This is a genomic window from Marinomonas sp. KMM3893, from assembly GCF_004352855.1.
Classification (GTDB): Bacteria; Pseudomonadota; Gammaproteobacteria; order Pseudomonadales; family Marinomonadaceae; genus Marinomonas; species Marinomonas arenicola.
Genome location: NZ_SJSC01000008.1, coordinates 90502 through 115796, shown reverse-complemented (window position 1 = coordinate 115796; position 25295 = coordinate 90502). Strand labels below are relative to the sequence as shown.

General features: G+C 46.7%; 27 protein-coding genes. 14 read left to right on the top strand and 13 right to left on the bottom strand.

Annotated elements, in window-relative coordinates; genetic code table 11:
• Positions 1 to 92 precede the first annotated feature (92 nt).
• From dksA to pgi, 8 genes are all read left to right on the top strand, one after another.
• Positions 93 to 527: an RNA polymerase-binding protein DksA gene (gene dksA / locus E0D71_RS16330; RefSeq protein ID WP_133004381.1), complete on the top strand. Its 435-nt coding sequence runs from the start codon at positions 93 to 95 to the stop codon at positions 525 to 527.
• A 1-nt stretch (position 528) separates the two neighbouring features.
• Complete coding sequence (gene gluQRS / locus E0D71_RS16325) at positions 529 to 1410, top strand: tRNA glutamyl-Q(34) synthetase GluQRS (RefSeq protein ID WP_243712065.1); 882 nt, start codon at positions 529 to 531, stop codon at positions 1408 to 1410.
• Positions 1411 to 1501: 91 nt separating this feature from the next.
• The gene (locus E0D71_RS16320; RefSeq protein WP_133004380.1) at positions 1502 to 2917 is read left to right on the top strand and encodes a sigma-54 dependent transcriptional regulator; all 1416 of its coding nucleotides are present in this window, start codon (positions 1502 to 1504) and stop codon (positions 2915 to 2917) included.
• Positions 2918 to 3455: 538 nt separating this feature from the next.
• Complete coding sequence (gene pcnB, locus E0D71_RS16315; RefSeq protein WP_133004379.1) at positions 3456 to 4886, top strand: polynucleotide adenylyltransferase PcnB; 1431 nt, start codon at positions 3456 to 3458, stop codon at positions 4884 to 4886.
• Positions 4887 to 4897: 11 nt separating this feature from the next.
• A complete protein-coding gene (folK, locus tag E0D71_RS16310) occupies positions 4898 to 5383 on the top strand; it encodes a 2-amino-4-hydroxy-6-hydroxymethyldihydropteridine diphosphokinase (protein WP_133004378.1) in 486 nt (161 codons plus the stop codon).
• Positions 5384 to 5386: 3 nt separating this feature from the next.
• Positions 5387 to 6214, top strand: coding sequence for a 3-methyl-2-oxobutanoate hydroxymethyltransferase (gene panB / locus E0D71_RS16305; RefSeq protein ID WP_133004377.1), 828 nt, complete (start codon positions 5387 to 5389; stop codon positions 6212 to 6214).
• Positions 6211 to 7062 carry a pantoate--beta-alanine ligase gene (panC, locus tag E0D71_RS16300; protein WP_133004376.1) on the top strand — a complete coding sequence of 284 codons (852 nt, stop codon included), beginning with the start codon at positions 6211 to 6213 and terminating at the stop codon, positions 7060 to 7062. The genes panB and panC overlap by 4 nt, the downstream gene beginning before the upstream one ends.
• A gap of 27 nt (positions 7063 to 7089) precedes the next feature.
• The gene (gene pgi / locus E0D71_RS16295) at positions 7090 to 8736 is read left to right on the top strand and encodes a glucose-6-phosphate isomerase (RefSeq protein WP_133004375.1); all 1647 of its coding nucleotides are present in this window, start codon (positions 7090 to 7092) and stop codon (positions 8734 to 8736) included.
• 119 nt (positions 8737 to 8855) lie between these two features.
• On the opposite strand, the gene E0D71_RS16290 is transcribed toward pgi, so the two are convergent.
• Positions 8856 to 9194, bottom strand: coding sequence for a zinc ribbon domain-containing protein YjdM (locus E0D71_RS16290; RefSeq protein ID WP_133004374.1), 339 nt, complete (start codon positions 9192 to 9194; stop codon positions 8856 to 8858).
• Positions 9195 to 9480: 286 nt separating this feature from the next.
• Here E0D71_RS16290 and E0D71_RS16285 point away from each other — a divergent pair, with 286 nt between their 5' ends.
• The 3 genes from E0D71_RS16285 to E0D71_RS16275 are packed head-to-tail and all read left to right on the top strand — an operon-like array spanning position 9481 to position 11190.
• The gene (locus tag E0D71_RS16285; RefSeq protein WP_133004373.1) at positions 9481 to 9813 is read left to right on the top strand and encodes a cupredoxin domain-containing protein; all 333 of its coding nucleotides are present in this window, start codon (positions 9481 to 9483) and stop codon (positions 9811 to 9813) included.
• Positions 9814 to 9827: 14 nt separating this feature from the next.
• Positions 9828 to 10664, top strand: coding sequence for an FTR1 family protein (locus E0D71_RS16280; RefSeq protein WP_133004372.1), 837 nt, complete (start codon positions 9828 to 9830; stop codon positions 10662 to 10664).
• On the top strand, positions 10651 to 11190 hold the full coding sequence (locus E0D71_RS16275; protein ID WP_133004371.1) for an iron transporter: 540 nt from the start codon (positions 10651 to 10653) through the stop codon (positions 11188 to 11190). The genes E0D71_RS16280 and E0D71_RS16275 overlap by 14 nt, the downstream gene beginning before the upstream one ends.
• A gap of 118 nt (positions 11191 to 11308) precedes the next feature.
• Here E0D71_RS16275 and E0D71_RS16270 read toward each other — a convergent pair whose 3' ends face one another.
• From E0D71_RS16270 to E0D71_RS16225, 9 genes are all read right to left on the bottom strand, one after another.
• Complete coding sequence (locus E0D71_RS16270) at positions 11309 to 11563, bottom strand: Txe/YoeB family addiction module toxin (protein WP_133004370.1); 255 nt, start codon at positions 11561 to 11563, stop codon at positions 11309 to 11311.
• Positions 11560 to 11811 carry a type II toxin-antitoxin system prevent-host-death family antitoxin gene (locus E0D71_RS16265; RefSeq protein ID WP_113916061.1) on the bottom strand — a complete coding sequence of 84 codons (252 nt, stop codon included), beginning with the start codon at positions 11809 to 11811 and terminating at the stop codon, positions 11560 to 11562. The genes E0D71_RS16270 and E0D71_RS16265 overlap by 4 nt, the downstream gene beginning before the upstream one ends.
• Positions 11812 to 12154: 343 nt before the next feature.
• On the bottom strand, positions 12155 to 12811 hold the full coding sequence (locus E0D71_RS16255; RefSeq protein WP_133004399.1) for a nitroreductase family protein: 657 nt from the start codon (positions 12809 to 12811) through the stop codon (positions 12155 to 12157).
• Between the two features lie 194 nt (positions 12812 to 13005).
• Entirely contained in the window at positions 13006 to 13482 is a 477-nt protein-coding gene (gene greA, locus E0D71_RS16250) for a transcription elongation factor GreA (protein WP_115898375.1), read from the bottom strand.
• The gene (carB, locus tag E0D71_RS16245; RefSeq protein ID WP_133004368.1) at positions 13482 to 16697 is read right to left on the bottom strand and encodes a carbamoyl-phosphate synthase large subunit; all 3216 of its coding nucleotides are present in this window, start codon (positions 16695 to 16697) and stop codon (positions 13482 to 13484) included. Before carB ends, greA begins: the two co-directional genes overlap by 1 nt.
• Before the next feature lie 16 nt (positions 16698 to 16713).
• Positions 16714 to 17844, bottom strand: a complete 1131-nt coding sequence (gene carA / locus E0D71_RS16240) for a glutamine-hydrolyzing carbamoyl-phosphate synthase small subunit (protein WP_133004367.1) — start codon at positions 17842 to 17844, stop codon at positions 16714 to 16716.
• 259 nt (positions 17845 to 18103) lie between these two features.
• Positions 18104 to 18655 (bottom strand): DJ-1 family glyoxalase III, encoded by a 552-nt coding sequence (locus E0D71_RS16235; RefSeq protein ID WP_133004366.1) that lies wholly within the window; start codon positions 18653 to 18655, stop codon positions 18104 to 18106.
• Between the two features lie 63 nt (positions 18656 to 18718).
• Positions 18719 to 19198 carry a GNAT family N-acetyltransferase gene (locus E0D71_RS16230; RefSeq protein WP_133004365.1) on the bottom strand — a complete coding sequence of 160 codons (480 nt, stop codon included), beginning with the start codon at positions 19196 to 19198 and terminating at the stop codon, positions 18719 to 18721.
• A gap of 87 nt (positions 19199 to 19285) precedes the next feature.
• The gene (locus tag E0D71_RS16225; protein WP_133004364.1) at positions 19286 to 20107 is read right to left on the bottom strand and encodes a hypothetical protein; all 822 of its coding nucleotides are present in this window, start codon (positions 20105 to 20107) and stop codon (positions 19286 to 19288) included.
• Between the two features lie 265 nt (positions 20108 to 20372).
• Here E0D71_RS16225 and E0D71_RS16220 point away from each other — a divergent pair, with 265 nt between their 5' ends.
• Complete coding sequence (locus E0D71_RS16220; protein ID WP_133004363.1) at positions 20373 to 21167, top strand: transporter substrate-binding domain-containing protein; 795 nt, start codon at positions 20373 to 20375, stop codon at positions 21165 to 21167.
• 32 nt (positions 21168 to 21199) lie between these two features.
• Positions 21200 to 22063, top strand: a complete 864-nt coding sequence (locus tag E0D71_RS16215) for an amino acid ABC transporter permease (RefSeq protein ID WP_243712064.1) — start codon at positions 21200 to 21202, stop codon at positions 22061 to 22063.
• A gap of 127 nt (positions 22064 to 22190) precedes the next feature.
• Here E0D71_RS16215 and E0D71_RS16210 read toward each other — a convergent pair whose 3' ends face one another.
• Positions 22191 to 22637 carry a DUF6314 family protein gene (locus tag E0D71_RS16210; RefSeq protein WP_133004361.1) on the bottom strand — a complete coding sequence of 149 codons (447 nt, stop codon included), beginning with the start codon at positions 22635 to 22637 and terminating at the stop codon, positions 22191 to 22193.
• A gap of 245 nt (positions 22638 to 22882) precedes the next feature.
• Between E0D71_RS16210 and E0D71_RS16205 the strand changes: the two genes are divergently transcribed.
• Entirely contained in the window at positions 22883 to 23662 is a 780-nt protein-coding gene (locus E0D71_RS16205; protein ID WP_133004360.1) for an acetoin reductase, read from the top strand.
• A gap of 103 nt (positions 23663 to 23765) precedes the next feature.
• On the opposite strand, the gene E0D71_RS16200 is transcribed toward E0D71_RS16205, so the two are convergent.
• Positions 23766 to 24248: a phosphatidylglycerophosphatase A gene (locus E0D71_RS16200; protein WP_133004359.1), complete on the bottom strand. Its 483-nt coding sequence runs from the start codon at positions 24246 to 24248 to the stop codon at positions 23766 to 23768.
• 61 nt (positions 24249 to 24309) lie between these two features.
• Positions 24310 to 25260, bottom strand: a complete 951-nt coding sequence (gene thiL, locus E0D71_RS16195; RefSeq protein WP_133004358.1) for a thiamine-phosphate kinase — start codon at positions 25258 to 25260, stop codon at positions 24310 to 24312.
• Positions 25261 to 25295 lie beyond the last annotated feature (35 nt).

Sequence of the window (25295 nt, the reverse complement as noted above, 5' to 3'; positions counted from 1 at the left end):
ATCTGGTAAGTTTCCGGCCGAAAAATAAACCACTTAATCTTTATAGTTTACAGGTTACCATAAAGGGCAACCTGCGAAATGAGGCAATGCGTATGCCAAGTACGAACCCGGAATCATTAATGAAGGACTTCACACCTTACGTTGCTAAGGACGGTGAAGAATACATGAACGAGAACCAGTTGGCGCATTTCAAAAGCATTTTGCTTAACTGGAAGCAGGGGCTAATGGAAGAGGTTGACCGCACCGTTAACCACCTTAAGGAAGAAGCAGTAAACTACGCAGATCCTAATGACCGTGCCAGCCAAGAAGAAGAATTCAGCCTAGAACTGCGCGCGCGCGATCGTGAACGCAAATTGGTTAAGAAGATTTCTCAAACCATTGAGCGAATCAATGAAGATGACTACGGCTTTTGCGACGAATGTGGCATTGAAATCGGCATCCGTCGATTAGAAGCTCGCCCAACGGCGACCATGTGCATCGATTGCAAAACATTGGCCGAAATCAAAGAGAAACAAATCGGCGGTTAATTTGATTTCATCAAGTTACCGTGGCCGTTTTGCTCCCTCGCCAACCGGCCCACTCCACTTAGGCTCGCTTGTCACTGCACTCGCGAGCTATGTGGATGCAAGGAGCCATCACGGCACCTGGATAGTCCGCATAGAAGACGTCGATGCGATTCGCTGTCGCCCTGAATTCACACAACAGATTCTCGCCACGCTAACCAGTTATCAATTAATCAGCGATGAGCCGGTACGTTTACAAAGTGAGCATTCCGCCACCTATGAAACGTATTTAACCAAGCTTAAGCAGACCGCTCATGCTTTTCCCTGTAATTGCACGAGACAATCATTACAAGCCTTCTCCGGTTTACACCCGCAAATCTGTCAAAGCGATGTCGAGCACCCTCACTCTTGGCGACTCAAAATTAATCGCGAACAGTACCAGTACCAAGATCTTATTCAAGGCGACATGTTTTTTCCCGACGATCTGGATGGCAACCACCCCGTACTCAAACGTAAAGACGGTTATTTCTCTTACCAGCTCGCGGTTGTGGTCGACGATCATTTGCAAGGCATTACCCACCTAGTGCGTGGCGCTGACCTCATTGAAACCACCGCACAACAACTGCACCTCTACCGTTTATTCGGCTGGCAAGCTCCGGCCATTGGCCACATACCTCTTGTCGTCAATCAAGCGGCCGAGAAAATCAGCAAGCAAAATCATGCCAAAGCCATTTTAAACGGCGATTTAACCACCTTAAAACGCGCGCTAAGCTACCTAGACATCAACGCAGACAAAGCAAGCAATATAGAAGAAGCGCTGAACCTCGCGGTTCAACAATGGCAACCTCAGCGACTCGCTCAAAAAACCACCACCGTCATTGCACCAGAAGATCTTCACTTCTTATAAGGCTTCCAGCACAGACACACCTACTCCGCTCTAGCTGTTAACCGGCCGATGTGTATAATCGTTACATTGGTTACAAGAGGTGACACCTGAAATGCATCATATAATGATAATCTGTCCTGAAGACTCACCACTCAAAGACGCAGACCGCTGGCTTTCTCGCTACGGATTTCAAGTCAACTTAAGCTACTCCCTTGAGCAAGCGAACAAGTATTACGAGCTGGCAGACTTTGACCTTTTGCTGATTGATCAAGTCATTCTAGCCGCGTTAGAAAACACCCAATCGGCACTAGCAGGCACACCGCCGCGCCTAGTCTTAGACGCTCGCCCTAGCCTCAATAACGGTATAGACGCGATGGCAATGGGTGCAAAATATTATCTCCCCTTGCCGACTGACTCAGAACAGCTTTTAAAACACGTTATTGATGCCTTAGAAAACACCACGCCACAACACAAACAAAACGCCGAATCAGAACCTGAGCTCGCGGCGCCACTCTTGTTTGCGCGCTCCGAAAAAGAAGAGGAAGCGGAAAACTTAGGCGCCTTAGACAGCGGCATCATAGGCAACTGCCCTCCCATGCAAGAACTCTTCAGCGACATCAGAAAAGTCGCTGGTACAGATGTGACCGTACTGATCCGCGGCGAATCAGGAACCGGTAAGGAGTTGGTGGCGAAAGCTCTGCATAATTTAAGCACCAGACATGACAACCCTTTGATCAGCGTAAACTGCGCCGCCATCCCAGAAAACCTAATAGAATCAGAGTTATTTGGTCATGAGAAAGGCGCCTTTACCGGTGCGGTTTCTGCCCGCGACGGGCTTATTTTCGCAGCGGACAATGGCACACTCTTCCTCGATGAAATAGGTGAGCTACCCCTTGAAGCCCAAGCTAGATTATTGCGTGTCCTGCAAGAAGGTGAAATACGCCGTGTGGGCGCCATTCAATCGACCAAGGTCAATGTCCGCTTAGTCACGGCGACACACAGAGACCTAATCGACATGGTCCGCAAGGGCTATTTCCGAGAAGATTTGTATTACCGCCTCTATGTCATGGAACTGCTTATTCCGCCTTTACGTGAGCGCAGCGACGACATTTCTATGATCGCCAAATTCCTGCTTGAAAAGGCCTGCAAAAAGCACAATCGCGCCGCGTTGGATTACAACAAAGAGTTTGATAAAGCGATTCGCGCCCACAATTGGCCTGGCAATGTACGAGAGCTCGAAAACGCCATCGAACGCGCCGTTATTCTCAGCCCTACTCATAGAGTAGAGGCGGCCAACCTAAAGCTAGCAAGCCATTTAGCCAGCCCTAAAGCGAACACCACAAGCGCTGAACTATCTACACCATTAGATGGCACCACGCTGGACGATTACTTCAAACATTTTGTTCTGACGCACCAACACAAGATGACCGAGACCCAACTTGCACAATCTTTGGGCATCTCTAGAAAAAGTCTGTGGGAAAGACGACAAAAACTTGGCATACCCAAAAAAGTAACAAATGATAAGTAACACTTGTTACCAAATAACACAAAAAATAAGCAAGATATTGTAAAAAATATGAACAACAAAATGGCAAATCCTATACAATTCAATGAATTATCATTTTTGGCACAAGAAATGCCTTATATAGATCACAACGATAATAAGATTGACCAAGAATAAGAATAAGTTAGTCGTCGTGTGTAAGTTCTTAACAATAAAAATAAAATATAAGAACACCGTAGCCTCTTAAAACAAAAATAAAAACTTGAGGCTATGGATAGAAAATCGCTTTGGATAATTGATTTTTTTAGATATAGAAGCCTTCGGGCAATGAAAACATTGCAATAATAAAAATAAAACCTGAGTAGAACTGCATAAGCAGCACCCACTTTGTTTTCGGAACTAGTATCTTCATGTATCCAAAGCGATTATTTTGTTTTTAAATAATCGCTTCCCCCCTACGCTCGTCACACTAAAATCTTCCAATTTGAATACTCTAATACTCGTGTAACTTTTTAGCCACACGTGTAGAATACAGTTTTCGCTAACTAAAATTTGTCGTCTAATGCTTACAGGATTAAAATCTCTGGTACGTAAAGCCACCTCAATCTTTGCCTCCCCAAAGGCTCAGACTTACCCCATTATTATTCCGCGCAGCGATCACAGCTTATCTCGCCAAAATTTAAGCCCGAACGCAGTCAAAGTTCTCTATCGCCTAAACAAAGCTGGCTTCGATGCTTACCTTGTTGGTGGCTGTATTCGCGACCACCTTATTGGTGTTGACGCGAAAGATTTCGATGTCGTGACGAACGCGACCCCAGAAGAAATCCACGACCTTTTCTCAAATTCACGACTCATTGGCCGACGCTTTCGCCTTGTTCACGTGACATTTGGCCGTGAGATTATCGAAGTCTCTACCTTCCGAGCACCCTCCGCTCAAGAAGACAGTGCAAGCAAGCCACAAGAGTCCCTGAAAGGGAAAGACTCAGCCCGCTCTGCCCATGGCATCGTGCTACGTGACAACGTGTACGGCAGCATTGAAGAAGACGCCGAACGCCGCGACTTTACTTTTAACGCCCTGTATTACAATGTCCAAGATTTTAGCATCCACGATTATTGTGGCGGCCTAGAAGACATTGCGAATAAAAAAATTCGCATCATAGGCGACGCGAGACAACGCTATCAAGAAGACCCTGTACGCATGTTACGTGCGATTCGCTTCGCGGGTAAATTAGGCTTTGATATTGATGAAGAAACCGCCGCCCCGATCAAAGAAATGGCGCATTTACTAGACCATATTCCGCCTGCCCGTTTGTTTGAAGAAGTCCTCAAATTACTTGGCAGCGGCAACGGCATCAAAACCTTCCATCTGCTACGTCAATACGGCTTATTCAAGTACTTATTCCCTGACACAGAAGCACTGCTGGTTAGCGGCTGGAAACGTGACGATCTCAACCCTGAAGCGTTTATCCTTCAAGGTTTAGAAAATACCGACAAGCGACTTCAAACAGGCAAAACAACAGCGCCCTACTTCTTGTATGCCGTGATGTTGTGGCCAAGCGTTGTGCTGCGTCATGAAGAATTTCAGTCACAAGGCATGCCTGCGACTCCAGCACTTCATCAAGCCGCAAGCATGGTACTGGATAATCAAGTGGCTTCTACTGCGATCCCTAGACGCTTCTCAACGCCAATGCGTGAGATTTGGGATATGCAGTTCCGCTTACCAAAGCGCTACGGTAAACGTGCCTTTGTCTTGCTTGATCACCCTCGTTTTCGTGCGGCCTTTGATTTCTTGCTGATTCGCGAATTAAGCGGCACTGAACTAGGTGGCCTTGGCGCATGGTGGGAATCTTTCCAATTTGCCAATGAAAACGAACAAAGAGAACTAATTAAGAGCATTGACCTTCGTGCGAACGACAAAGAAGGGCCGAAGAAACGTCGCCCCCGTCGTCGTAAAAAGAGCAATGCACCGCAAAGAGAAACTCCTGAAGAATAAGAGGGACCAGAGTGAAACTGGCTTATATTGGACTTGGTAGTAATTTAGAAGAGCCAATAGCTCAAATGCACAGCGCTATTGAGCACTTGTCTGCACACCCAGATTTGGCCGATTTTCACGTTTCCACACTCTATTCCAGCAAACCGGTTGGTCCTCAGGATCAACCGGACTATGTCAACGCAGTGGCTTCCGTGCGAACCCAGCTAACCCCGATCGAACTACTCGACGTCTTGCAAAGTATTGAGCAAGCGCACCATCGCGTCCGAGAACGTCATTGGGGGCCGCGCACACTCGACCTTGATTTATTGCTATATAACAATGAGACCATTGATTTACCTCGCCTCACTGTTCCTCATCCTTACATGCTAGAAAGAGGGTTCGTCATCCGTCCCCTTATGGATCTGGCACCAGAAATGCTTCTGGCTAACGGCAAAACCGTGGCAGAGCATTTACGCCAACTTGATACCAGCGATTTGGTTTCTATAGAAGAAGAATGATCTATGTATTCAAACAACTCTGAAAAAAAGCTCGGCCGTCCAATCTCTTTGTCTGATCTTCAAAAAATGAAGGAAAACAAAGAAAAGTTCACCTGTTTGACCAGCTATGATGCCACCTTTACTCACGTCATGAACGAAGCAGGTGTTGAAACTATTCTGATTGGCGACTCTCTTGGCATGGTTATTCAGGGGCACGACAGCACGTTACCCGTCACCATTGAAGACATGTGTTACCACACGGCGGCAGTCAAACGCGGCAACACCAATGCCTTTATTCTGGCAGACATGTCTTTCATGACGTACAACTCCACCGAACATGCACTGGAAAACGCTGGCAAACTCATGCAAGCCGGTGCCAACATGGTAAAAATAGAAGGCGCTGCTTGGCTAAAAGACATCATTCAAGCGCTCAGTAATCGTGGCATCCCTGTGTGTGCGCATCTGGGTCTAACGCCTCAGTTTGTTAACAAACTCGGCGGCTACAAAGTACAAGGTAAAGGCCAGCAAGCGGCAGACTTATTACTCGCAGACTCGCTTGCTTTGGTCGAAGCCGGTGCCGATGTATTGCTTTACGAATGCATTCCAACTGAGCTTGGTAAAACCCTAACAGACGCGGTTTCCGTGCCGACTATCGGCATTGGTGCAGGCCCACACACAGATGGACAAGTGCTGGTCATGCACGACATGCTGGGGGCCAACATAGGCAAACGTCCTCGTTTCGTGAAGAACTTTTTAACCGACGGCCGTAGTATCCAAGACGCTTTTGAAGCCTATGTTTACGAAGTAAAAAACCAACAATTCCCTGCAGCAGAACACGGATTTAAATCATGAAAACCTTTCACACAGTTGCTGAACTTCGTGCCGCACTAAAAAAAGAACGCCTACAAGACAAAAGCATTGCGTTCGTGCCAACCATGGGCAATTTGCACGATGGCCACATGTCTCTTATTCGACGTGCGGTGACAGAAGGCGATGTAGTGGTCTCTTCCATCTTCGTTAACCCTATGCAATTTTCCGCAAACGAAGACTTAGAGCGCTACCCAAAAACACTAGAAGAAGACAAAAAAGTGCTTGAGGCCAATGGCTGTCAGTACTTATTTGCCCCAGACGCAAAAGAAATGTACCCAGATGGCAAACGCAGCCAAACACAAATCGAAGTTGTCGGTTTATCTGATATTTTGTGTGGCGCTTCTCGCCCAGGACATTTTGTTGGTGTTTCCACCGTTGTGACAAAATTGTTTAACATTGTTCAGCCAGACTGTGCCATATTCGGCAACAAAGACTTTCAGCAACTTAAAGTCATTGAAGATATGGTGCGCGACCTAAGTTCTAACGTTCGCATTATTGGCGTCGATATTGCGCGTAACGATGATGGCTTAGCCATGAGTTCGCGTAACGGCTACCTAACAGAAGAAGAAAGACGCATCGCCCCTGCCATGTACCAAACCTTGTTGTGGGCAAAAGACGCGCTATTAGAAAACCGTGCGAGTCACGAGGACATTCGCGAACAAGCTCAACAGAAGCTTGAAGCGGCTGGTTTCCGTCGTGATTATTTCGAAATCCGCGCACAAGATAATTTACAAACACCGTCAGAAGAAGAGAAAAGCCTGGTCATTTTGGCCGCGGCATACCTAGGCAACGCACGTTTAATCGACAATATACGCATTGAACTGGCCTAACTCACTTTAAGACCAAGGGAGATTGTAATGCATTCACCTACCCAACTTAGTGCTTGGCAAGCACTGGCAGAGCACCAAAAAGAAATCGACTCTGTTGAAATGAAATCCTTGTTTGAAAAGGATAAAAATCGTGCCGAGAAGTACACTACCAAAGCCGCTGGCTGGACATTAGATTACGCAAAAAACCGCGTTAATGAAAAAACCTTAGCACTGTTAATTGAACTGGTTAAAGAAGCCGGTTTAGAGACGGCGATTAAAGGCATGTTCAGCGGCGAACACATTAACAACACAGAAGACCGTTCTGTGTTGCACATTGCCTTGCGCGCGAGCCAAGCACAAGAATCGCTCATGGTAGATGGCGTTAATGTCCTAGCAGAGGTTCGTGACACCCTAGAGCAAATGGGCAAGTTTGTTCAGCAGCTACACAGTGGCGAATGGCGCGGCTACTCTGATCAGCGCATCACTGATGTGGTTTCGATCGGTATCGGTGGCTCTTACCTAGGACCAAAAGTCGTAGCGGAAGCGCTTACACCCTACAAAAAAGACGACATCAAGGTGCATTTCGTCGCCAACATTGATGGCTCCGATATCACTGGTAAGCTAAAACAGCTCAATCCAGAAACCACCGTTTTTGTGATCTCTTCTAAAACGTTTGGCACTCTAGAAACCTTATCAAACGCCAATGCAGCACGCGATTGGTTCTTAGCCAATGGCGGCTCCCAAGAGACCGTTAGCAAGCACTTTGCTGCGGTCAGCTCGAACGTCGAAAAAGCCGTTGCGTTTGGCATGGCCAAAGAAAACATCTTCCCGATGTGGGATTGGGTGGGCGGACGTTACTCCCTTTGGTCAGCAATTGGCTTGCCGGTTGCGATCGCCGTTGGCATGGATAACTTCTACGCGCTGCTAGACGGTGCTCACCAAATGGATGAGCATTTTCGCACCGCACCATTTGAAGAAAACATCCCCGTCATCATGGGCGCTTTGGGCGTGTGGTACATCAATTTCCACAACGCACAAACTCACGCTTTGATTCCTTATGACCACTACCTACGTGCAATGCCTGCTCATATTCAGCAGCTTGATATGGAAAGTAACGGTAAAGCGAATTTATTGAATGGCGATGGCGTTGAGACAGACACAGGGCCAATCATCTGGGGCGGCGCTGGCACCAACGGTCAACACGCTTACCACCAGTTATTGCATCAAGGCACGCGCCTTGTGCCTGTGGACTTCATTGCACCATTAGCATCGCATAACCCAATTAAAGATCATCACGCACAATTGTTCGCTAACTGCTTAAGTCAGTCGCAAGCCTTAATGGTCGGCAAAACGCTTGAACAAGCAAAACAAGAACTGCGTGATGCAGGCGCGACGCCTGAACAGGTCGAAGCCATTGCACCGCACAAAGTGATCAAAGGCAATCGACCAAGTAATACGCTGCTTACCGATAAAATGACACCAGAAACCGTCGGTGCATTGATCGCCCTTTATGAGCACCGTACTTTTGTACAAGGCACCATTTGGGGCATCAACTCATTTGACCAATGGGGTGTTGAACTAGGCAAAGTATTGGGAACCGACATCTTCAACCGCCTTGTTAGCGACAGCGACAACAGCGCACTGGATGCCTCTACCCAAGCCTTGATCAATGCCTTCAAAAAAGCACAAGCTTAATGGCCTAATCATTAAGCCATAAACGCTCAGGTTTCTGATAGCACCACTAAAAACACCAGCCTCGGCTGGTGTTTTTGTTTATGGGGTTTACCTCTTACCGCTCCCTGCTAAAGATATGGCTAGGCTTTTTTCACGAACTTAGCGGTCACCATCATTTCGCCAGCACCATCCACCCGACAGTCGAGCTGATGATCTTTTTTATCAAAAATGCGCCTGATCACGGCTTTTGTGCCTATTTTCAGCACCAAAGAACTGCTTTTCACTTTGAGGTCTTTGGCAAGAGTGACCTTATCGCCTTCTGCTAACAGGGTACCGTTGGCGTCTTTGACCGCCAGGCTTTCTTGCTCTGTGGCAACTTCTTCAGGATTCCACTCATGACCACATTCTGGACACAGTAAATTCGTTTGATCTTGGTAAACATACTCAGACTGGCACTTTGGACAAGGAGGATAAGACATAATCTGTGGTTTCTACTTTCCTAAATAACGGGGTGATAGCGTCAGCTTTCATTTTGAAAGGAACCGACCTAAGGCCTCTATTTTGCCATATAATTCTCTTCTCCCCCATTAATTACACTATTTGTGCGTCAGGTAAACATTACTGACAAAGCTAGAAATTACACATCATGCAATTGACGCAGATCACCGCGAAGCAGGAGAATCAACAATCGTACTGATAACAATTATCACTACTTATTTACTTTGGACAAAGCCTTCGCTTTTCTAAAACAAAGAGAGAAACCTCATGCTATTACGTTGTTTGCTTTTAGCCTCTATCTTTTCAGCACTTAGCTTACCGGCTTACGCAGAAAGGCTTACCCTTCAATTGCAACTCAATGCTGACGGATTTTCTCCGAAAACACTCACAGCCCCACCAAATAAAGCCATCAAAATCGAACTAATCAACAACACAAACAAGGTGGCAGAGCTTGAAAGCTACGACATGAAATTTGAAAAAATCATCGTACCTAAGGGGAAAATATCTGTGTATACCGGGCCGTTAAAAGCAGGTAAATACCACTTTTTTAATGACTACGCCTCCAACGTAGTCGGCATAGTTAACGTTAAACTCCCATAAGGACACCCGCAGGCATGCTTGCTGTTTTACTCATCGTATTTAGAGAAGTACTCGAAGCTGGATTGATTATTTCCATCGTCGCCGCGGCCTGTAAAGGCTTAACCATTCGCCTTCAGGTGGTCTCTGGCATCGTTCTTGGCCTACTTGGCGCAGTGCTGCTAGCAAAATTCACCAGCTTAATAGAAGACTCTCTGTCAGGCTACGGACAAGAGGTTTTTACCGCGTCTATTCTAGCCATTGCTACCTTGATGCTCGCTTGGCAAAACATCTGGATGTCGGTAAAAGGCCGCGAAATCGCCGAAAAAAGTCGTCAGAACATCAAGGGCCTACTGTTGGAAGGAAAAGGCAGCTTCGCCATTGTGATCGTGATTGCCATTGCGGTATTACGAGAAGGGTCTGAAGTGGTGCTGTTTTTATACAGCCTCTTTTTATCGTCTGGTTTAACCGAAAATTCCATGCTGCTTGGTGGCTTACTTGGCACCGCTCTGGGCGTTTTAGTCACCTACTCCCTGTACCGCGGCATAGTGATGATTCCTCTGCGTTACATTTTTTCGTCCAGCAACGTAATTTTATCCTTGATTGCAGCCGGTTTATCCAGCCAAGCCGTTGGTATTCTAGCGAACATAGGCTTTTTGCCCCAGTTAGGCTCGCAAGTTTGGGACAGCTCTTTTCTCTTATCCAGTAACGGTTGGGGCGGTGTATTAGCCCATTCTGTTATTGGCTACACCGCAACCCCTATGGGGGTGCAAATACTCACCTGGTGTACCGTTTTGTGCGTTATTTCTCTAACCACTCAACGACTTAAACAAAGCCACAACCAAAATAAGGACACTCTAAATGCAACTCACTAATAATGTGAAAAAAGCGCTTTCCTTCACCGCGTTACTTTGCAGCGCCGCCCTCATGAGTCAATACGCAAGCGCCCGAGAATACCCAGTTGGTGGTCCCATCCATAAAGATGGCATGGAAATCGCCTCGTCTTATCTAGTTGATATTAAGACTGACCCTTCTCCAGCCTCAATGATAATGGGCAAGGACGTAGTGCATCTCGAATCTGATGTGCATGCAACTCAAGACAACCAATGGGGCTTTCCTAATGGCGCTTGGATTCCTTACATGAGCATAAATTATGTCGTGACGAAAGTTGGTGACCCAAGCTTTATGGAGTACGGTCAGATGCTGCCAATGACCGCTGGCGATGGTCCACACTATGCGCATTCCGTACAACTAAAAGGCAAAGGCACTTACATTGCCCACCTTCAATACACGGCACCAGACGAAAAAGGCTTCTTACACCACGTAGACAAAGCCACTGGCGTACCCTCTTGGTTCAAACCATTCAAAGTCGATTTTAAATTCAAATACCCACAGTCTTAACCATTACTTAAATAAGACGCTATAAACAAAAACACCGGCGAGGCCGGTGTTTTTGTTTAGTCAGCTCACTTGGCGCTTCTCTACTCAGATAACATCAAGCCTGACTCAAACAGAAGACTTAATAGTGATATCGTAACTGCGCTATCAATATGACATCGTTTTGATATTTATAAACAATTCGGTGTTCATCATTAATCCGGCGAGACCAATAGCCCGCAAGACCATGCTTTAAAGGTTCAGGCTTGCCAATCCCTTCATAGGGTTCGCGCTGAATATCTTTAATCAGTAAGTTAATACGCTTTAGTACTTTTTTATCCGTGCTCTGCCAATAAAGATACTGATCCCAAGCCGCAGTTGAATACGTCAGCTTCACTCAATCAATTCTCTTTCAACACCTTTACCTGCTTCCAGCTCGGCAATGGATTCCAGCAATACTCTTGCGTTTGCTGGTGAACGTAGTAAGTAGGTGGTCTCTTGCATGGCCTCATAATCTTCTAACGACATCATGACAACTGGGCTCTCGCTTTTACGCGTAATAATGACTGGCGAATGATCATCACAAACCTTGGCCATCGTCTTCGCTAAGTTGGCCCGAGCTGTGGTATAACTGATAGCATCCATTACTTATTTCCTGTACTTAATTCTGTACCACTGAGTATAAAGTAAACACTCAAAGCAAATCAACAAATCACACTCAGGACATGATCAGCGGACTCCCTTAATCAGGTAACACCGCCCCATACCTCGTATTTCTGCCGCCACCTTCAAAACAGTCGGATCCTGCATTCAGACAAGCGACCAGCCTCTAACGCGTACTGATACAAAGCATCTCGGCATTGCGTTTCGTCAAAGGTGAAATTTGGCCAATCAGGGTTCTGCCAGCTGTATTTCATAGTAAAACAAAAAGCCACCTTGCTTTCACAAGATGGCTTTCTATATTCGCGAGAAGTGTCTAACGGTTCGATTAGGCGGTCGCGATAATATCGTCCATCGCTAGGCGAGCTTTTGGTAGACCGTGGTTCCAGTCGTCGCCGTCTTTGTGGTAACCCATTGCCAAGGCTACTTCACACACATGACCGTCTAATTCTGCTGCAAATTTTTCGCCAATCAATTCAGGATCAACACCTTCCATTGGCGTAGAGGCAATGCCTAGGCGCGCTAGGGTGTGCAGTATGTTTCCTAACGCTAAGTAGACCTGTGCTTTAGTCCAGCTCGCGTTATTACCTGCTTCATCCGTGTTCATTTCAGCGAATGCATAAGCGCCCATGAAGGTATCGTACATTTCAGCTGGCAGGTGACCTGAGCTTACTTCAGCATCTACACGTTTTCTAAATTTGTCTTTGGTAAACGCAGGATCGTATGCCAGTAATAAAGTATGTGAGGCTTCTTTCGCGTGCAGTTGATTGAACTGATGCTTATTGGCAAAGGTATCATGTAAACGCTGTTTACCTTCATCACTTTCTACCAAAACAAATTTCCATGGCTGAGAGTTGATCGAAGAAGCTGACAAGCGGATCGCTTCTTTAATCACATCCAAGTTTTCAGGCGAAATGCGCTTATCCGCATCGTATTTTTTAGCCGTATAGCGGCTGTTCAAGTCTTGAATAATTTGGTGAGCCATCATCTTCTCCAACGAGTTATAAGGGTAATAACGAATTGAAGCCATTATAAATACATCACTTTAATTTTATAATTAGTCATTAAGACTAAACTCTTTAAGCTTTTTGTTAACAATCTACCTTCTCGTTAGGCATAAAAAAAGCCACGATGCTTTCACATCGTGGCTTTTAGAAGAATGAAATCATCTAATACAAATTAAATGTATTCGACTTTCTCAATCTCATACGTTGCTTCACCGCTTGGAATTTTAACAAGGACTTCGTCGCCCTCTTCTTTCCCAATGATGGCTTTGGCAATCGGAGAAGCGTAAGAAATTTTCTTCAGCTTCACGTCTGCTTCATCATCACCTACGATACGGTAAGTCACAGTCGCTTCAGTATCTACGTTATATAAGGTGACAGTGGTACCAAACACAACTTTACCCGTTGCTGGCATTGCCTTAACGTCGATCACTTGTGAATCAGACAGCTTGCCTTCGATCTCTTTAATACGACCTTCAGCAAATCCCTGTTCTTCACGTGCAGCGTGATATTCCGCATTTTCTTTTAAATCGCCGTGTTCACGAGCGGTTGCAATATCAGCAATCACTCGTGGACGAACTACGGTTTTAAGGTGATTTAGCTCTTCGCGTAAGCTAGCTTCACCTTCTACCGTCATTGGTACTTTTTTCATTATTTCCCCAAGTGCAAATCTTGCAGTCTTCTAACTTTGGTTTCACCCTTCAAGCTGATCGCCATGCTAGTCGCTTCAGCGCCGGCCAATGTAGTAGTGTAACAAACCTTGCGCTGCAATGCTGTGCGGCGAATGACCGAAGAGTCAGCAATTGCCTGAGTGCCGGAAGTAGTGTTGATAATATAATCAATTTCACCATTTTTCAGCATATCGACAATGTGTGGACGACCTTCATTCACCTTGTTGACTTTATTTACCGCTACGCCATGCTCTGCTAAGTATTTCGCAGTACCTTCGGTACCAACGATATCAAAACCTAGCTCAGAAAGACGACGCGCTACGTCAACCGCCCCTTCTTTGTCCATGTCACGAACACTGATAAAGGCACGTCCAGACGTTGGCAACACAGTACCACCACCTAGAACCGCTTTGCCAAAGGCTTCAGCGAACGTATCGCCAACACCCATGACTTCACCAGTCGATTTCATTTCAGGGCCAAGAATAGGGTCAACACCTTGGAATTTGTTGAACGGGAAGACCGCTTCTTTCACGCTGTAGTAAGAAGGAATGATTTCACTTGTGAAACCAAGCTCTGCTAGCGTTTTACCAGACATAACCAATGCCGCGACTTGCGCTAAAGAGCGGCCGATGCACTTAGAAACAAACGGTACAGTACGTGAGGCACGAGGGTTTACCTCGATCACATAGATTTCGCCATCTTGTACAGCAAGCTGAGTGTTCATCAAACCGATAACACCAAGCTCAAGCGCCATGTTTTTAATCATTTCGCGGATGTCATCTTGAACATTCGCAGGCAATGAGTAAGGAGGCAAAGAACACGCAGAGTCACCAGAGTGAACACCCGCTTGTTCGATATGCTGCATGATGCCGCCGATAACCACTTGATTACCATCACTGATACAGTCGATGTCGATCTCAATCGCCGCATTCAAGAAGTGATCCAACAACACTGGGCTGTCGTTTGACACTTTCACAGCCGTGGTCATGTAGCGCATCAATTCTTTTTCGTTATACACGATTTCCATTGCGCGTCCACCCAGTACATAAGATGGGCGAACCACTAGAGGGTAACCGATTTCAGCGGCTTTCATTGCGGCTTGGTCAACGCTACGAACGGTCGCATTATGCGGCTGTTTGTAACCCAAACGCTGAATCATGCTTTGGAAACGCTCACGGTCTTCTGCACGGTCAATCGCTTCTGGCGTCGTACCAATGATAGGCACGCCTTCATTTTGCAAGGCACGAGCAATTTTCAGTGGTGTTTGACCACCGAACTGAACGATGACACCTTTTGGTTTTTCTTTGCGAACGATTTCAAGCACATCTTCCAGAGTAACTGGTTCGAAGTACAAACGATCCGAGGTATCGTAATCGGTAGAAACGGTTTCTGGGTTACAGTTCACCATGATGGTTTCGTAGCCCGCTTCGCGTAAGCCTAGCGCCGCGTGTACACAGCAGTAATCAAACTCGATACCTTGACCGATACGGTTTGGACCACCACCTAGAATGATGATTTTTTCTTTGTCTGTTGGCGCCGCTTCACACTCATCTTCATAAGTGGAGTACATGTACGCTGTGTTGGTTGCGAATTCAGCCGCACAAGTATCAACACGCTTGTAGACAGGATGCACGTCAACCAAGTAACGACGCTCACGCAATGACTTCTCAGTCACTTGCAACAAGCTCGCTAGACGTGAGTCAGAGAAGCCTTTGCGTTTCAAACGACGCATCACGTCGTAAGTCATGTCGACGAGACCTTTGTCAGCCAGACCCGCTTCTTCTTTGATCAAGTCTTCGATCTGAACTAGGAACCAATGATCAACGCCAGTCACCGCGTAAATCTCATCGATTGTCATGCCAGAACGGAACGCATCGCCAATGTACCAAATGCGGTCTGCACCTGGATTTTGAAGCTCATACGCCAGTTTTTCTTTGCTGTTTTCTTCTGCGAAATCCAATTGAGGATTAAAGCCATCCGCGCCCACTTCCAAACCGCGCAATGCTTTTTGCAAAGACTCTTGGAAAGTACGGCCAATCGCCATCACCTCACCAACCGACTTCATTTGCGTCGTTAGGCGATCGTTCGCTGTTGGGAATTTTTCGAATGTGAAACGTGGGATCTTAGTCACAACGTAGTCAATTGCTGGCTCGAAGCTCGCTGGTGTTTGACCGCCAGTGATGTCGTTTTGCAATTCGTCTAGGGTGTAACCAATCGCCAATTTCGCTGCGATTTTCGCGATAGGGAAACCCGTCGCTTTGGATGCCAAGGCAGAAGAACGAGACACACGTGGGTTCATCTCGATAACAACCAAACGGCCTGTTTTCGGATCCATACCAAACTGTACGTTTGAACCACCAGTCTCAACACCAATCTCACGCAATACCGCTAAAGAAGCGTTACGCATGATTTGGTATTCTTTGTCTGTTAGAGTTTGTGCTGGCGCAACCGTAATGGAGTCACCGGTGTGAACACCCATTGCGTCGAAGTTTTCGATCGCACAAACAATGATGCAGTTGTCTTTTTTGTCACGGACAACTTCCATCTCGTACTCTTTCCAACCGATCAAAGATTCATCGATTAGCAATTCGTTGGTTGGCGACAAGTCCAAACCACGAGTACAAATTTCTTCAAACTCTTCCATGTTGTACGCGATACCGCCACCGGTGCCGCCCATGGTAAAAGAAGGTCGAATGATACAAGGGAAGCCAAGCTCTGATTGAACTTGCAATGCTTCTTCCATGCTGTGTGCAATGCCGGCACGCGGACATTCAAGACCAATGGCTTTCATTGCTTGGTCGAAACGATTACGGTCTTCCGCTTTGTCGATGGCATCCGCCGTCGCACCAATCATTTCAACATTGTATTTTTCTAGTACGCCATGACGCTCAAGATCCAACGCACAGTTCAGCGCCGTTTGGCCACCCATGGTTGGTAGCACAGCATCTGGACGCTCTTTCTCGATGATTTTTTCAACGGTTTGCCATTCGATCGGCTCGATGTACGTTGAATCCGCCATCACAGGGTCGGTCATGATAGTGGCTGGGTTAGAGTTCACTAGAATGACGCGGAAACCTTCTTCGCGCAGCGCTTTACACGCTTGAGCACCAGAATAGTCAAATTCACAGGCCTGACCGATAACGATAGGACCTGCACCCAAAATTAAGACGCTTTTTATGTCAGTACGCTTTGGCATAGTATTTCGTTCCTGCTCAGGCTTTGGTGGCTTTGATGTTTTCGATGAACTGATCAAACAGTGGCGCAACGTCGTGCGGCCCTGGGCTCGCTTCCGGGTGACCTTGGAAGCTGAACGCGCTCTTATCAGTACGGGAAATCCCCTGCAAAGAACCATCGAACAAGGATTTGTGCGTCATCTTAAGATTGGCAGGCAAAGTATCTTCATCTACCGCGAAACCGTGGTTCTGGCTAGTAATCATCACAGTGCCTTTTTCAATGGCTTGTACTGGATGGTTAGCGCCGTGGTGACCAAATTTCATTTTCTTCGTTTTCGCGCCAGAGGCCAATGCCAATAGCTGATGACCAAGACAGATACCAAAAACAGGAATGTCTGTTTCTAGGATCTCTTTGATCGCTTGAATCGCGTAATCACATGGCTCTGGGTCACCAGGGCCGTTAGAAAGGAAAACGCCATCTGGATTCAAGGCAAGCACGTCACTTGCTGGTGTTTGTGCAGGCACAACCGTTAGACGGCAGCCGCGCTCAACCAACATGCGCAAAATGTTTTGCTTCACACCAAAGTCATAAGCCACAACGTGGAAGTCGAATGATTCAGGCGTGGTATGACCTTTTACCAGATCCCAAGTTGACTCGGTCCACTGGTAAGACTCTTTCGCAGACACTTCTTTCGCTAAATCCATGCCTTTTAGGCCAGGAAAACCTTTCGCTGCGGCAATCGCTGCTGCTTCATCTAGGTTCTCACCTGCCATGATGCAACCCGCTTGCGCGCCTTTTTCTCGTAGAATACGAGTCAATTTACGCGTATCAATGTCAGCGATGCCCACTACGCCTTTGCGTTTTAGATAAGAGTCTAACGACTCTTCTGAACGCCAGCTGCTAGCAACTAAAGGAAGATCACGAATGATCAAACCTTCACACCAGACATTGTTGGATTCTTCATCTTCAGAGTTAACGCCAGTATTCCCAATATGGGGATAGGTCAAAGTGACCATTTGTCGAGCATAGGAAGGATCTGTAAGAATTTCTTGATAACCAGTCATCGAAGTGTTGAAAACCACTTCGGCTGTTGAGGAGCCATCCGCTCCGATCGACACCCCTTTAAATACAGTGCCGTCTTCCAGAGCCAGAATCGCTGATGTTGCCAAAGGAACCTCCCGTTTAGAGCCTATCAGGTTGCAAAAAAGCGAGAGAACCATCGGCTCATCTCGCTTTTAAGAAATTGCGTTTTTGCCGTTCATCTATTGATCAATTGCCAATAGATCTCGCGTTCAAAAAATCTGCCCAATTTTACTCTTATACGCCGTGAGCGTCCACCGCAAAGCCGCCCAAATACGGAAAAAGTATGGCTTTAGGGCTGATTTTAATTGACTTTTTGGTCAAGAATAACTATTCCACCACAATCTATTAACACAAAAGACCATTGGCTACTTCTTGAGCGCTTTCATATCCATTTAGGTTCGCCAATACCGCCAACGAAAACGTCATGGCAGCGGCCGGTCCTTGCCCAGTAATAATATTATCATCCATAACGACCGGTTGATCCGCCATGTATTGCGCGCCCGTCAAACCAGACTCAAATCCTGGGTAACAGGTTGCTTGTTTGTCTACGACAAAACCATGGGTCCCAAACACTACGGCAGGAGAAGCACATATCGCACACAACAAAGCATCTTGAATATCATGCTTTTCCAGCATATCGATTAACAACTCGCAATCGCGTAAATGCTCAGCCCCTGGCATGCCGCCGGGAAGAACAATCGCGTCGTATTGCACATCAGCCACGTCGGTGAGTAGCACATCGGCTTCAATTTTACAGCCATTGGCACCTGTGATGTTTTTCACCTCGTGAACACTGGCAACGGTCACTTCAACGCCGCCACGGCGCAGCACATCAATAATAGTGATGGCTTCAATGTCTTCATTACCATTGGCAATAGGGACTAATACCTGACTCATAATATGATTCCTTATTTTCTGTTTGTGCTATTCAATGAGATTTAACAGGGCGTGCGCCTGCTTTTAGACGCTTAAGGTAAACAAACACGCGGCTTCTTTACCTTGATCTGTCACATAATAATTTTTGCGGCGCCCTACTTCCTCAAAACCTAACGAACGATAAAGCTGGATGGCGCCCAGATTAGACTCGCGTACTTCTAACAGGTATTCCACCACCCCTTTGCTCGCCATTTCTTCCGTCCAAGCGGACAACAGCTGCTTCGCGAAACCTTGGCGACGTTGCGCCCGATCCACCACGATAAGCTCAAGCTCCGATTGCTCGAACAATAAAGACGCGGTCAGCCAGCCAAGCAATGTGGTTTCATCTTTCTGCGCGATGGTGTCATCTGCTTCTAGCGTCGCTTCGATGACCCAGTTAGCGCGTGACATAAGCGCCTCTTCAATCAGCGATGCATTCCAAGGATGAGGATTTGATCCTTGATCAAGCTGCACAATGGCGTTGAGATCGTCGAGTGTGGCGTGGCGAATAAGAAACGAGGCCATGACTGAATGATTTCCGTTATAAAGTAAAAGGTGAGACAACACCGAGTAACGCCCGCTGCTACGAGCAGAAGGGCGAATACAAAAGCATTAAAACAAGGCACGCTGCATAATTTGCCAAGCGTCTTTGCGTAACTCAGGAATACGGAACAGCTCAGGCAGACTCACAATGCGTGCCACAGGGAAGGCTTTTAGTTCGCACTCTGCTGGCAGTTCGTCAAACAGTGTGGCGATATTATCGCCTGCCAGCACCACTTTTGGCGTGCCAGTAAAGGTCGATGTAAGCCCTATAATAAAACGCTCGAGCGCGCCTAACAGCCAATCTTGTCGTGTTAAAAAGTGAGGATTTCGCAAGGCACCAGGCCAAGACAAGCCACGACTCGTCCATTCTTCAATCGGTGTTTTTAATAGTGCCTGCCCCATTTTAACCGCCAAACGGTCAATGTCTTCTTGCTGCGAGAAAGACACAGGCACTTCGCTCACAATCAGTAACTGATTGGCGAGCGCGTAGGCTCTTAACTCAATGTGAGTGATCGATGAGGTTAGCGGCGCAACATGGACGGGGACATCGATATCGACGGCCAGCTCTTCGATCGGTTGTAAGTCCTCGACAATGATTTCAGGGCCAGCATTCAATTGCTCGCGCAAATACGCCACCGACTGCTCTTTTTCTTCTGGCGCGACTGGTTTCGCCATAGGCTCTGGCAAACCAGACTCAAACCCTTGAGTCGGCGCAACCCGACTCGCGGTTGGCACTGCGCTGGGCTCAAATGCCTGATCCATCGCCCAAGGCTGAGGCGCGTAAAACACAGTCCCCGCCACACCGCTCGGAGCGGACAACCATGAGGTCACCCCCATCTGCGCCAAGCAATGTGTCTGAAAAGCTTGTTTTTGATCCAATTCGCGCGTCATAGCACCCTTATATTCTCAGAAAAAAACGCCGCTATCTGACCAATCAGCGTCGCGATGTTACGAACCTTAATAAAGCAGGGAATATACGCTTTTAGCCAAAAAGTTGCCACTTCACCCCCACTTAATCCTCGTTTAAACTCGCAATATAACGATCATTGATTCACTCTCATTAGGATGGCGTAGTCGACTATTATTGACCTGTGTATAATCTCACCAAAATGATCGATCATTCCCTTAATTATTTGCCTTCGAAGGACAACCATTCATGAAATCTCTTATTTCATGTCTTGCTCTTACTGTCGCTGTTACGTTCAGTGGACTAAGCCAAGCAGACAATTTACCAGATTTAAAAGGTCGCACCATTGTCGCGGTAACCGAAAATGCTTACACGCCACTAAACTTTGCAGACCCAGAAACAGGTAAAGGCATTGGTTGGGAATACGATGCAATGAACGAAATAGCTCATCGCCTAAACGCCAAAGTCGATTGGCAATTAAGCAGCTGGGACACCATGATCCAAGGGGTGAAACAAGGCCAATATGACATTGGTATGGATGGCATCACGATCAATGCAGAACGAGCGCAGCAAATCGACTTTTCGATTCCATATATGACCTCACAACAATTTATGCTGGTAAGAGCCGACGAAAATCGCTTTGATGATGCCAAATCCTTTGCCGCCAATAAAGACCTTCAATTTGGCGCCCAACCTGGCACCACAAACTTTTACGTGGCGGTGTACGATGTTTTGGATGGCAACGAAAATAACCCAAGAATCACCTTGCTCGAAACCTTTGGCGCGTCCGTTCAAGCGCTAAAGACTGGCGATGTAGACTGCGTATTAATGGACGCGACATCTGCTCGTGGTTACATCGGCGCCAACCCAGGCGCTTTTAAAATCGTTGGTGGCCCACTTGGCTCAGAAGATTTTGGCTTTATTCTGACGCCGGGATCTGATCTGCGACAACCCATTAACGCCGCGATTAAGAGCATGCAAAAAGATGGCACAATGGACGCGCTAAATCAAAAATGGTTCTTTGATTACAATCAACACCACTAAGCCTTCTGAGCCATCGCGTTATTCATAACGCGATGGCTCTGTTTGAATTCATCCGATCGCCATCCGGCGGTCTAGCTATTTTGATCATTATGCCCTTTAAAAAGACCTTAGAACGAACGCCTTGGTGGCTAGTCGCAACCATTATCATTTCTATAACGCTACTTTGGCACATGGTCGCAGACCAAAGCTATCAGCGTATTGCTGGGGTATTAAGTAAAGGCCTATTAACCACACTGGGCGTCACCCTTAGCGCCTTTTTACTGGCCAGTATTATCGGCTTGCTGATTGCCTTAGCGGGCTTTTCTCGGTGGCGAGCCATACGAGAATTTAGCCGTTTTTATGTGGAAATCATTCGTGGCATTCCGGTTCTTGTTTTATTGTTTTATATCGCTTTTGTGGGCGCACCTGAACTGGTTAAACTCTATAACTGGGTGTTGCAAATACCCATTGATGCGGGCGTATTAGAAAAAGCGCGCACCCGTGATTTCAGTATGTTGTGGCGAGCTATTTTTGCGTTATCCATTAGCTACAGTGCGTTTATTGCAGAAGTGTTCCGAGCGGGTATCCAAGAAGTAGGTAAAGGGCAAATCGAAGCGGCACAGGCGCTTGGGTTGTCTAACTGGCAACGCTTCCGCTTTATTACCTTTCCACAAGCCATTCGAAAAATCCTGCCGCCACTGGGCAACGACTTTGTGGCCATGATCAAAGATTCTGCCTTGGTATCGGTACTGGGTGTGCAAGACATCACACAGCTAGGCAAGATATTCAGCGCATCATCGTTTCAATTTTTTGAGACTTATAATGTCGTGGCCTTTATGTATTTGGTGCTAACCCTGACCTTATCGCTGATTATTCGCGGCTTTGAAACGCACTTAAAACGCAATGACCATCATTGACTAAAGACGGCGCACTGTTCCAACTAGGCATAAAAAGCCCCCTGTCATTAAATAGTCAAACTATGGGAGGGTCACTGCAAGATTGGCTTTTTATGCCTGAATTCAGTCGCGCAACACTCGCTACTATTTAAGCCAGCAGCTTGGTAAAACGAGTTTGAATGGCGTAATCTTTTTTCGGCCCAACCACACTAAAACTCAGCGCAAACTCATGCTCTGAGAGAAATTCAAAGGTGGCGTCGTAATGATCTTTAATGCATAAATGATGAGACGTTAATGTGCTGGCCTGGGTAAAAGCAAAGCTCAAAAACAAGTCCCCTTTTGTTGCCCCATCCGAGAAAAATATATCAAAGCCAGACGCCGTCATCCGGTAACTGTAACGGCGAAATGCATTGGGCTTTTGCTGATCTGAATTCGGCAATACCATGGCTTCTTGATAGTCTAGCCATTGTTTATTGTCCGCATGGCGATGAAAACTGGCTTCCCCAGGGATCTCCCCAAATCCCGAAATCGTGCGCTGTACTTTCCAGTCCCCCAAAAAATACCTCAAAACGTCTTTTGCTTCTATTGCATACATTTAGATAAACACTCTGTTCAATATCATGATGATGTGAATTAAAACATAACTTGCCTTTAAATAGCGCTCTAACCCATACGTTGAGTAGCGCCATTAAAACTCACCTGACAATCTGTTCATTTATTGATCTATATCTAATCCCACCCTCTATAAGAGCTGTAAACTCAAACCCAACGGATGGCTTATAAAACAAACAGCCTTCTCACAAGCAATATTGCCTGAATCATACCCACAAGGAGTCAGTTATGTCATTACACGGTAAGGTCGCACTTGTAACAGGTGCAGGACAGGGCATTGGACGAGCTATTGCACTTCGCCTAGCAAAGGAAGGTGCGGATATTGCGTTGGTTGATTTAAACGAAGAAAAAATTCTAGCGGTGGCACGAAAAATAGAAGCATTAGGTCGTAAGACAGCCATTTTTACAGCGGATATAAGTGACCAAAAACAAGTTTATGCGGCAGTCGATCACGCTGAAAAAGTCTTAGATGGCTTTGATATCATGGTAAACAACGCTGGCATTGCACAGGTTCAAGCCATTGCAGACGTTACCCCAGAAGAGTTTGAAAAAATCCAACAAGTAAACGTTGGAGGTACACTTTGGGGGATTCAAGCGGCGGCGAAAAAGTTCATAGAGCGCAAGCAGAAAGGCAAAATAATCAACGCCTCTTCCATTGCTGGTCATAATGGTTTTGCCTTGCTCGGCGTGTACTCAGCAACAAAATTTGCCGTACGTGCGTTAACCCAAGCCGCTGCGCAAGAGTACGCAAGCCAAGGCATTACCGTCAATGCGTATTGCCCAGGTGTCGTAGGGACAGATATGTGGGTTGAGATTGATAAGCGTTTTTCCGAAATTACTGGTGTTCCCGAAGGTGAAACCTACAAAAAATATGTTGAAGGGATTGCGCTTGGACGGGCGCAAACACCTGAAGATGTCGCTAACTTTGTCGCGTATCTTGCCGGCCCAGACTCGGATTATATGACAGGGCAAGCCCCATTAATCGATGGCGGCATGGTCTATCGCTAATCGTTTAGCAAACATAAAAGACAACATTAAAAAGCCACCATACGCTTAGCGAATGGTGGCTTTTAAATCTAACCATAACAAAGAAACAGCAGGTTTCTAGGCACTAAAAAACAAAGTGTACCAAGGCTTGCAGCACAACGAATGACATCACGCCCGCTAGAATATCGTCCACCATAATACCGAAACCACCATGAACATTTTTGTCCAACCAAGAAATCGGCCAAGGTTTCAAAATATCAAATAAGCGAAATAACACAAAGCCCAGCACAATATAAAACCAACCTGCTGGTGCTAGCCACATGGTAATCCAGTAACCGACAAATTCATCCCAAACGATACCAGAGTGATCATGCACGCCGAGGTCTTTGGCCGTTTTGTGGCACAAGTAAATGCCGACTAAAGAGGTGACGATCAGCATTACTAAATACGCTTGATCCGTCAGATGTTGCAGAACAAAAAAGAATGGAATGACCGCAGCCAAAGTACCAAATGTACCTGGGGCTTTTGGCGCAGCGCCAGACCCTAAGCCAAACGCCAAAAAATGAATGGGATTACGCCAAATTGAACGAGGAACAGGATGAGCCATGAATCTTTTCCGTGTTTATTAAAATCTAAATACAAAGTTGATAACCGTCGCTATCAAGTCTTTAAAAATGTTGCCAGCCGTGACGCTCGCCATGATAACCATCGATTTCAAAGCCAGATTCCACAATGCGCCCCACTTTATTACAAGGCAAATGCAGCGTTTGTGTGATCAAGGCAATTTCTTCAGCCATTTCAGGAGCAGCGGTAAAGCAAAGTTCATAATCGTCGCCGCCCGTTAAGGCCAACGCAATCGCGGTGTCTGGTTGCCACTGACACAAGATATCAGAAATAGGCAACGCGTGAGCATCAAGCATGACCCCAACGTTAGAGGCTTTGGCGATGTGCTGAAGGTCTTGCGCCAGTCCATCGGAAATATCCATCATGGCGTGCACGACTCTCTTCAACGCCATACCGGCAATAAGGCGCGGCGTAGGGCGCCAAAAGCGATCATAAAAGTAATCAAAACGCTCACTGGAGACTTGCACCTCACCCGTCACAATAGGGACAGCAGCGGAGGCATCGCCCAGTAATCCAGTCACATAAATGTCATCGCCCACCTTGGCATGGGAACGCAACGGCACCTGATCGGCTTCTACGTAGCCATGAACCTGTAGAGTCAGAGTTAATGGGCCTTTGGTGGTGTCTCCACCGACGAGAATCAAGCCAATCGGCTCCGCCAATTCGGCCATGCCTTGCGCAAGCCCTGCGAGCCATTGTGGGTCTGATTCGGGTATCGTCAATGCCAGCGTAAAGAACGCAGGTTTCGCGCCCATCGCCGCCAAATCACTTACACACGTTGCTACGGCTCGATAACCAATATCCACCGGGTCCGCGTCGATTGGAAAATGACGCCCTTCCACCAAGGTATCCATGGAAAAAACCAAGCTTTGTCCCAAGGGCACAGCCACCTGAGCACAATCATCTCCAATGCCAACTAGAATATCGTCACGACCCTGTGTGTTGGCCATCATTGACGCTTGAAAGATGTTTTGTATTAACTCAAATTCTTTCAATAGAATGCCCTTTTTCTGATACGACGTAATGCCTT

Bases quoted from the DNA above. Each gene is read 5' to 3' on its own strand.
- E0D71_RS16275 (WP_133004371.1), top strand. From the start codon at position 10,651: ATGCAACTCACTAATAATGTGAAAAAAGCGCTTTCCTTCACCGCGTTA.
- E0D71_RS16235 (WP_133004366.1), bottom strand. From the start codon at position 18,655: ATGAGTCAGGTATTAGTCCCTATTGCCAATGGTAATGAAGACATTGAA.
- panC (WP_133004376.1), top strand. From the start codon at position 6,211: ATGAAAACCTTTCACACAGTTGCTGAACTTCGTGCCGCACTAAAAAAA.
- E0D71_RS16280 (WP_133004372.1), top strand. From the start codon at position 9,828: ATGCTTGCTGTTTTACTCATCGTATTTAGAGAAGTACTCGAAGCTGGA.
- pcnB (WP_133004379.1), top strand. From the start codon at position 3,456: ATGCTTACAGGATTAAAATCTCTGGTACGTAAAGCCACCTCAATCTTT.
- E0D71_RS16215 (WP_243712064.1), top strand. From the start codon at position 21,200: ATGGCTCTGTTTGAATTCATCCGATCGCCATCCGGCGGTCTAGCTATT.
- E0D71_RS16265 (WP_113916061.1), bottom strand. From the start codon at position 11,811: ATGGATGCTATCAGTTATACCACAGCTCGGGCCAACTTAGCGAAGACG.
- E0D71_RS16290 (WP_133004374.1), bottom strand. From the start codon at position 9,194: ATGTCTTATCCTCCTTGTCCAAAGTGCCAGTCTGAGTATGTTTACCAA.
- panB (WP_133004377.1), top strand. From the start codon at position 5,387: ATGTATTCAAACAACTCTGAAAAAAAGCTCGGCCGTCCAATCTCTTTG.
- greA (WP_115898375.1), bottom strand. From the start codon at position 13,482: ATGAAAAAAGTACCAATGACGGTAGAAGGTGAAGCTAGCTTACGCGAA.
- carB (WP_133004368.1), bottom strand. From the start codon at position 16,697: ATGCCAAAGCGTACTGACATAAAAAGCGTCTTAATTTTGGGTGCAGGT.
- E0D71_RS16225 (WP_133004364.1), bottom strand. From the start codon at position 20,107: ATGACGCGCGAATTGGATCAAAAACAAGCTTTTCAGACACATTGCTTG.
- E0D71_RS16200 (WP_133004359.1), bottom strand. From the start codon at position 24,248: ATGGCTCATCCTGTTCCTCGTTCAATTTGGCGTAATCCCATTCATTTT.
- pgi (WP_133004375.1), top strand. From the start codon at position 7,090: ATGCATTCACCTACCCAACTTAGTGCTTGGCAAGCACTGGCAGAGCAC.
- E0D71_RS16220 (WP_133004363.1), top strand. From the start codon at position 20,373: ATGAAATCTCTTATTTCATGTCTTGCTCTTACTGTCGCTGTTACGTTC.
- E0D71_RS16320 (WP_133004380.1), top strand. From the start codon at position 1,502: ATGCATCATATAATGATAATCTGTCCTGAAGACTCACCACTCAAAGAC.
- dksA (WP_133004381.1), top strand. From the start codon at position 93: ATGCCAAGTACGAACCCGGAATCATTAATGAAGGACTTCACACCTTAC.
- E0D71_RS16205 (WP_133004360.1), top strand. From the start codon at position 22,883: ATGTCATTACACGGTAAGGTCGCACTTGTAACAGGTGCAGGACAGGGC.
- E0D71_RS16230 (WP_133004365.1), bottom strand. From the start codon at position 19,198: ATGGCCTCGTTTCTTATTCGCCACGCCACACTCGACGATCTCAACGCC.
- E0D71_RS16285 (WP_133004373.1), top strand. From the start codon at position 9,481: ATGCTATTACGTTGTTTGCTTTTAGCCTCTATCTTTTCAGCACTTAGC.
- E0D71_RS16210 (WP_133004361.1), bottom strand. From the start codon at position 22,637: ATGTATGCAATAGAAGCAAAAGACGTTTTGAGGTATTTTTTGGGGGAC.
- E0D71_RS16255 (WP_133004399.1), bottom strand. From the start codon at position 12,811: ATGGCTCACCAAATTATTCAAGACTTGAACAGCCGCTATACGGCTAAA.